Genomic DNA, 6725 nt, shown 5'->3' on the forward strand with positions numbered 1-6725 from the left:
AAAAGATGCTTGCCGTGCTCGCCGAATGCCAAATTAAAAAGGCTAGTAAGCTACATTTGCGTAATATTTGGTTATAATTGCCGAAAAATTTAAGGTATAAAGTGAACGAGAATAAAGAATATTTCGTAAAAGAAGAAGATTTTATCGTATCAAAAACCGATCTAAAGGGCAGGATAACCTACTGCAATCAGCCGTTTCTAAAGATCGTCGGCGCGACACAAGAGCAGCTTTTGCACAAGCCGCATAACATCATCAGACACCCCGATATGCCGCGCATCGTGTTTAAGCTGCTTTGGGAGCGTATCAAGGCAAAGCAGGAGATATTTGCATTCGTTAAAAACAAGAGCTTTGACGGCGGCTTTTACTGGGTATTTGCTAACATTACGGCTTCACTAGACGCTAACGGCGAGATCATCGGCTACTACTCCGTTCGCCACAAGCCAAATCCAGATGGCGTCAAATTTATTGAGGGCGTATATAGACAGCTACTTGAGGCCGAAAAAAGCGGCGGCATGGAGGCTTCTGGCAAGCTGCTGGGGCAAATTTTAGCCGGCGCCGGCGTCAGCTACGATGAGTTGGTACATAAACTTCAGCGAGGACAGATATGAGGCAGCATCCTATCTCAGGCGATATAATTAAGCTAAAAAACGAGCTTAACGAGCTTGAAAAAATGGACATCAAACCGCAAGAAGCGATCATGAGCGCCGCGCAGTTTAGCACTATAGCTAATTCGATTAAGGTGCAAGGAGCAAAAGGTAGCGGATATTTTTCGGCCGTTTTTGATGATGAGGAGTATTATGCTAACATTAGCGCCTATCTATCACAAATACTCTCGGCGATATCGCTAAAAAGCGAAAAAAATGGTATCAGTATCAAAGCAAATCTCAAGCTCCAAGTTACCGCGAAAAATATCAAAGATATAACCGAGCTCCTGCAAGCTCAAAGCGCAATTATGCAAAAATACAAAAGACGAAGCTTCTTTAATAATGACGCAACTCGGCTTCGCGCCGTAAAGACGCAGCTCGCGGAACTTCTCAAAGTGCAATCAAGATTGGACAAGATACTAAAAATTCAGGCTAGTATTATTTCAAACGTGATTTTAGGCGAGTTTAAGACAGTATATAAATTTTTGCTCTACGCGGTTTTTGTAGCAAAAAGCAGAGGCGATCAGCTGCTTTTGGCCGAGATAATAAGCGTTTGCGATAAGATTGCAGCAATGATTGGGCCGATATTTAGCGACCAGAGTCTAAAGACTGGCGAGCTCGTGTATCACTATCTGGTTTACGAACTGCGAGAGCTGAAAGATGATTTTATAAACTAATTTTAAAATTTGCAAAATACAAAGATATTTAAATTTAACGCTCTGCCGTAAATTTAAATATCTTTTAAAATTTCATCCACTATTTTTTCCGCGCCGCCGTTATCTATCTGTCCAGAAAGCTTGCTTGAAATTTGCGCTATATCTATCTCGTTTATCAAATTTAGCATCTCATCCGCGTCGATTTCGCCGCCTTTTTGAAAGCAAAATTTGGCCAAATTTTGATCCACGAGAAATTTCGCGTTAAAGACCTGATGGTTGTTTGCGGCGTAAGGATAAGGCACGAATACGCTAGGTAGCGCATTTGCCGTGAGCTCCCACAGCATGCCCGCCCCTGCGCGGCTTATCGCTAGATCGGCACGACTCATCTTAAGCTCTATTTTGGGATCAAAGTCGAAAAGTTCGAGTTCGTCGCTGCTAAAACCAAGCTTTTTATACTCCTCTTGCAAGCTTTCAAGCGCGTTTTTGCCGCATTGATGGATGATTTTTACGCCTTTTTCTTTAAAAACGGGAGCCAGCTTTAAAGCTAACGAATTTATCGCCGCCGCGCCCTGTGAACCGCCTAAAAATATTACCGTTTTTAGCTCGCCGCGAAGCCTAGTCGAGCTAAAAAATCTCTGCGCTACGGGATAGCTAAATGTAGGCTTAAAATAAGAGCTAAAAAAGCCCTTTGCAAGCGGTTTTAGGAGCTTGTTTAGGTTGCCGATCACGGCGTTTTGCTCATGGATAAAAAGCGGCGTGCGAGAGATAATTGCCGCAAATGCCGCAGGCGCCGCGCTGTATCCGCCCACGCTAACGACGGCTTTTACGCCTTGGGTCTTAAAGATTTTTAGGCATTTAAAGGCTAAATTTAGGATATTAAAAAGCGAAAAAAGTTTGCCCAGCCCCTTTTTGTTTACGACTCCGCTGCTAGGCAGGAAAAATTTCTCACTAAATGCGGCGTCGTTTTCAAACCACATCTTGTCCTGCCCGCTGCTTGAGCCTACAAATATCGTCCTACATCCGTGCGAAACTAGCTCCTCGTTTAGAGCTTTTGCGACGGCTAGATGTCCGCCCGTGCCGCCGCCACATATAACGATAGCGCCGCTTTCGGTTTTGTTTCGAGCTTCGCCGCTAGCTAAATTTGACGGCAAAATTTCAGCAGCATTTCGCTCTTTGTCTTGTACATTTTCAGGCGTCAAATTTTACTCCTTGTCGTCCAATTTTGGACATTTAAATTTGACTTTAAATTTGCGTCGAAAGTCAAATTTGAGCCTAATCTTTTACTTTTTTACTCACCATCAGCACCATACCGACCCCTATGCAAAGCGCTAGGATCGAGCTACCGCCGTAGCTTAGAAACGGCACGGCGATGCCTTTGATAGGCGTGATCGAGGTGATGCCGTATGAGTTCATGATAAACGAAAACGATATGAGAAGTCCGACGCCGAGCGTAAAGAGGTGATAGACTTTGTTTTCGCTCCTTGACGAGACGCGAAAGATGCGGAAAAGTAAAATCAAAAGAAGCGACGTGATGATAAGTATCCCCAGCACCCCGACCTCCTCGGCGATACCGGCAAGCACGAAGTCCGTGTGCACTTCGCTCAAAAATCCGAGCTTAAATACGCCGGCTCCCAGCCCCTCGCCGAAAAACCCGCCGTGCTTTATGGCATTTAGCGAGTGCGAGATCTGATAGGGCTCCGGCACGCCCTCGACGCGAAACATATTTGCCATATTTTCTGGCATAAGCGAAAGGACCATATTTTGCACCGTGCCCCACCATGACTTTATGCGTAAAATGCGGTGTTCCGACGTAAAAATAGCCACGATAGCAAGCACCGAAGCGCCCGCCATGCCGATGACGAAAAGCCGCTTGCTAGTGCCGGCAAAAAGCATCATAACGATGAGCGTAAGCGCCAAAACGACGACTTGGCCGAGGTCGTTTTGAAGGATGGCGATGAGATAAACGGCTATCAAAAACAAAAACATATAAGGCAAAATGAGCTTAAATTCCTGCTTTAGGCTCTTTTTGCTGCCATCGATCTTGCGCGCAAAACTCCATGCCAAAAAGTAAACGAAACCGATCTTAAAAAACTCCACCGGCGCTAGAGAAAAGCCCGGCAAACGTATCCAGCGCTTAGCTCCGCCTGCATCGGTGACTAGCGAGCTAGGCAGCGCATGCATAGCTCCCATCGCGATAGCGCAAAAGCCGAATAGACAAAAGCCGATCCAGACCATGGATTTATCAGGGTCAAGCCGCGAGATACCCCACATCAAAAATATCCCGATCGCCCCTACGACAAGTTGTCTGATGAAAAAATGATAAGGCTCGTAGTTAAAGAAAAGCACGGTAAAAACGGGCAAGGAGAGCGAAAAAACGATACCGATAGTAATGAGCGCGACGCAAGAGTAAAATATCCACTTATCCGCCTGCATTTTTCCCTTTCCCGAGTTAAATTTAATGGGCGATTTTACTTAAATATGACTTACAAAGATGTTAATCGGGCATTTATATATTTCAAAATTTAGCTCAAAAAATCGTCTAAAAAATTAAAAATATAATAGTACAAATTATATCAATATATAATTTTAATTTAGTATTAAGTAAATAGTTTGTAACATACGCGCGTTATAAAAACGTAACGAAAAATTAAAAGGAGTCTAAATGAGAGTTAAATTTTCAGTTGCCGCATGTGCGGTTTTAGCGCTATTTACGGCGCAGGCGAACGCCGCCGATACGGTTAAGCTAGAAGGCGTCGAGATAAACAGCGTCGGCGATAACATCAGCGAGAGCGGTATCAGCGAAGGCATCCTAGCCAAAAACGTGCAAAACGGCATCCTAGCCGGTAAAAAGGTACTAGATACGCCGTATCAGATAAGCACAATCACGAAAGAAACGATGAATCACCAGGGCGTGACCGGCTTTGAGGAGGCGGTGAAGTACTTCCCGTCCGCGCAAGTTCAGATGAGAGGCGGCACCACGGTCGGTCGTCCGCAAACTCGCGGCTTTGAAGGCAGCGTCGTAGGCAACGTTTTTTGGGACGGTTTTTACGCTATCTCGACTACCGCGATCCCGATGGCGATGTTTGAGAGTTTGCAGATACAAAACGGTCTTGCCGGCTCGCTTTACGGCCCGCAAAACCCGGTCGGCGTCTTTAACTACACGAGAAAACGCCCTGTAGATAACGAGCACAGTATCTGGGCGGACTACGCTTCGCGCGAGCACTTCGGCGTAGGCGTGGATAGTTCGATGAAATTTGACAAGGTGGGCTACCGCGCAGTCGTATACGGCTCAGACGGCGCAAAACAAGTAAAAGACAGCAACTACCAGCGCCGCCTAGCCAGCCTCACGCTCGAGTTTTATCCGACCGAGTCGCTTACGTTTGAGACCGCGGCTAGCTACTACGAGCACAACACTCACGGATTTGCGGGACTTTTTGCGCTTTACGTAAAAGACGGCATGATCAGAAACGACCTAAAGCTACCAGATCCGGTCGATAACAAAACTCCGGGCCTTGGTCAGCCATACGGCGGTATGAATCTAAAAACGACGACGGCTAGCGTTAAATTTAAATACGCTCCGAGCGAGGATTGGTATTTCGAGGGCGGATATCAGTTCCAGCGAGCCGATCGCCACATACACAGCGTCGTAAATAGGATCACGGATAAAAACGGCAACTACGATACCTATCACAGCGGCGGAGCGACGGCGGCGTATAGATTTGACCTGCCTAGCGGCTATCTAAAGGCAGTCACGGACTTTGATACTTGGGGGCTAAACCATAACTTTAGCTTGCAGGCAAACGGATACAGATACGTGCAGTATCGTTACTCAAATTTAAGCACGACTACAAAAGCGGGCTCGGCAAATATCAACGATCCTAAAATTTTCCCGCATCCAAACTCTAAAAAAGGCTCAAATTTATATAAACTCAGCACGACCGATATGAAAAATATCTCCGTGCTAGACGATATCACGATAAATGATAACTTTAGCTTGCTACTAAGCCTCTCAAACAGCTGGATAAAAGAGCGCACTCGTCCGGCCATAACCGCTACGCAAAGACAGCTAAAACCTATCGTAACCAAATACGACGAATCAGGCCTTAGCTACGGCGCGAGCTTGGTTTATAAGCCGGTCGAAAACGTCAGCACGTATTTTACCTTTGCCGATAGCTTGCAACAAGGCGGCACCGGCACGAACGCCGACGGCACGACCAGCACGCTAAAACCGTATCGCTCGAAACAATACGAAATAGGCGCCAAAGCTCGCATAAACGAGATCGACTTTAGCACGGCGGTATTTAGGATACAGCGCCCTATCGCCTATGTTGGCGGTAACGGCAAATACGACGTCCAAGGCGAGCAGGTAAACACTGGATTTGAGTTTATGAGCGGCGGTAAAATCACCTCAAATTTAAGCGTTCTAGGCGGCTTTACGCTGATAAACTCTAAATTTAAAGATCCGCTACTAAAAGGCGCAAACGGCAAAGTCGTAAACGGCGTGCCTAAACTAAACTCGAATTTGCTATTTGACTACGTCGTTCCAAATACCGAAAAGCTCGCATTTAGCGCAAATTTCCACTACACGAGCAAGATGTATATCGACGATCTAAACACGCAGGCCACGCCTAGCTTTTTCGTCACCGATCTTGGCGTGAGATACGTTAGCCGCGCGATGCTAGGCAAGCAAACCACTTTGCGCTTTAACGTAAATAACGTATTTAACAAAAAATACTGGGCGGGTATGTATCCTGCTAGCGCCGACGGCGCAGGTACCAGCGCTAGCGTTCTTGGCGTAGCTAACGGGCTAAGCCTGGGCGAGAGTAGGATGTTTATGCTGTCAGCCGAAGTCAAATTTTAATTTGATTTAAGGCTTGTCTCGCGAGCGTCTTTAACGGAGCTTGAAATTTCCCTTGATGAACTACGTGTTCTATCTTCGGTAGAAAATTTTCTTCGCAATCATCAAAGCCGTCTCGCGATACTTTACTTTATTGCCTTACATTCAAATTTGCAACGCTTCTTGATATAAAATTTATCTTACAACACTACTTTCAAACGCACGTCCTTATTTTCTCAAATTTTCACAAAAATAAATTTAACCAAACGCATCCGTAAAAAGTAAACATAAATTCATTAAATTTAAAAAATATATTATAGATAAATTGTATATTAAGGTAACAATATGTAACATCGGCTTATTTAAATATAAAAATAAATATTTTAATACTTTACAAAGGGGTATAAATGAAAGTTAAAATTTCAGTTGCTGCATGTGCGGTTTTAGCGCTACTTTCGGTGCAAGCAAACGCAGCCGAGACGATCAAGCTAGAAGGCGTCGAGGTAAATAGCGTCGGCGATAACATAAGTGAAAGCGGCATCAGCGAAGGCATACTAAACAAAGGCGTCGCCAGCGGTCCGCTAGCGG

The 6725-nt window shown here is 45.3% G+C and carries 6 protein-coding genes; 4 read left to right on the forward strand and 2 right to left on the reverse strand.

Annotation, left to right across the window (positions count from 1 at the left end; all coding sequences use genetic code 11):
* The first annotated feature begins 101 nt into the window (after positions 1–101).
* Both ACTTJF_RS06810 and ACTTJF_RS06815 read left to right on the forward strand, forming a co-directional pair.
* On the forward strand, positions 102–608 hold the full coding sequence (locus tag ACTTJF_RS06810) for a PAS domain-containing protein (RefSeq protein WP_442551313.1): 507 nt from the start codon (positions 102–104) through the stop codon (positions 606–608).
* Entirely contained in the window at positions 605–1321 is a 717-nt protein-coding gene (locus ACTTJF_RS06815) for an imidazole glycerol phosphate synthase (RefSeq protein WP_442551314.1), read from the forward strand. Before ACTTJF_RS06810 ends, ACTTJF_RS06815 begins: the two co-directional genes overlap by 4 nt.
* A gap of 53 nt (positions 1322–1374) precedes the next feature.
* On the opposite strand, the gene ACTTJF_RS06820 is transcribed toward ACTTJF_RS06815, so the two are convergent.
* Together ACTTJF_RS06820 and ACTTJF_RS06825 are read right to left on the reverse strand one after the other, a co-directional pair.
* Complete coding sequence (locus ACTTJF_RS06820; protein WP_442551321.1) at positions 1375–2397, reverse strand: UDP-N-acetylglucosamine--N-acetylmuramyl-(pentapeptide) pyrophosphoryl-undecaprenol N-acetylglucosamine transferase; 1023 nt, start codon at positions 2395–2397, stop codon at positions 1375–1377.
* A 175-nt stretch (positions 2398–2572) separates the two neighbouring features.
* Positions 2573–3733, reverse strand: coding sequence for an FtsW/RodA/SpoVE family cell cycle protein (locus ACTTJF_RS06825; RefSeq protein WP_442551315.1), 1161 nt, complete (start codon positions 3731–3733; stop codon positions 2573–2575).
* A gap of 229 nt (positions 3734–3962) precedes the next feature.
* On the opposite strand from ACTTJF_RS06825, the gene ACTTJF_RS06830 reads away from it, so the two are divergent.
* A complete protein-coding gene (locus tag ACTTJF_RS06830) occupies positions 3963–6161 on the forward strand; it encodes a TonB-dependent receptor (RefSeq protein ID WP_442551316.1) in 2199 nt (732 codons plus the stop codon).
* Positions 6162–6544: 383 nt separating this feature from the next.
* Positions 6545–6725, forward strand: a 181-nt coding sequence (locus ACTTJF_RS06835) for a hypothetical protein (RefSeq protein ID WP_442551317.1), incomplete at its 3' end; no start/stop codon positions are given.

The organism is Campylobacter sp. (assembly GCF_052170435.1).
Taxonomy (GTDB): domain Bacteria; phylum Campylobacterota; class Campylobacteria; order Campylobacterales; family Campylobacteraceae; genus Campylobacter_A.

Excerpts from the sequence above, each read along its gene's own strand:
- ACTTJF_RS06815 (WP_442551314.1), top strand. The coding sequence starts at position 605 with ATGAGGCAGCATCCTATCTCAGGCGATATAATTAAGCTAAAAAACGAG.
- ACTTJF_RS06825 (WP_442551315.1), bottom strand. The coding sequence starts at position 3,733 with ATGCAGGCGGATAAGTGGATATTTTACTCTTGCGTCGCGCTCATTACT.
- ACTTJF_RS06830 (WP_442551316.1), top strand. The coding sequence starts at position 3,963 with ATGAGAGTTAAATTTTCAGTTGCCGCATGTGCGGTTTTAGCGCTATTT.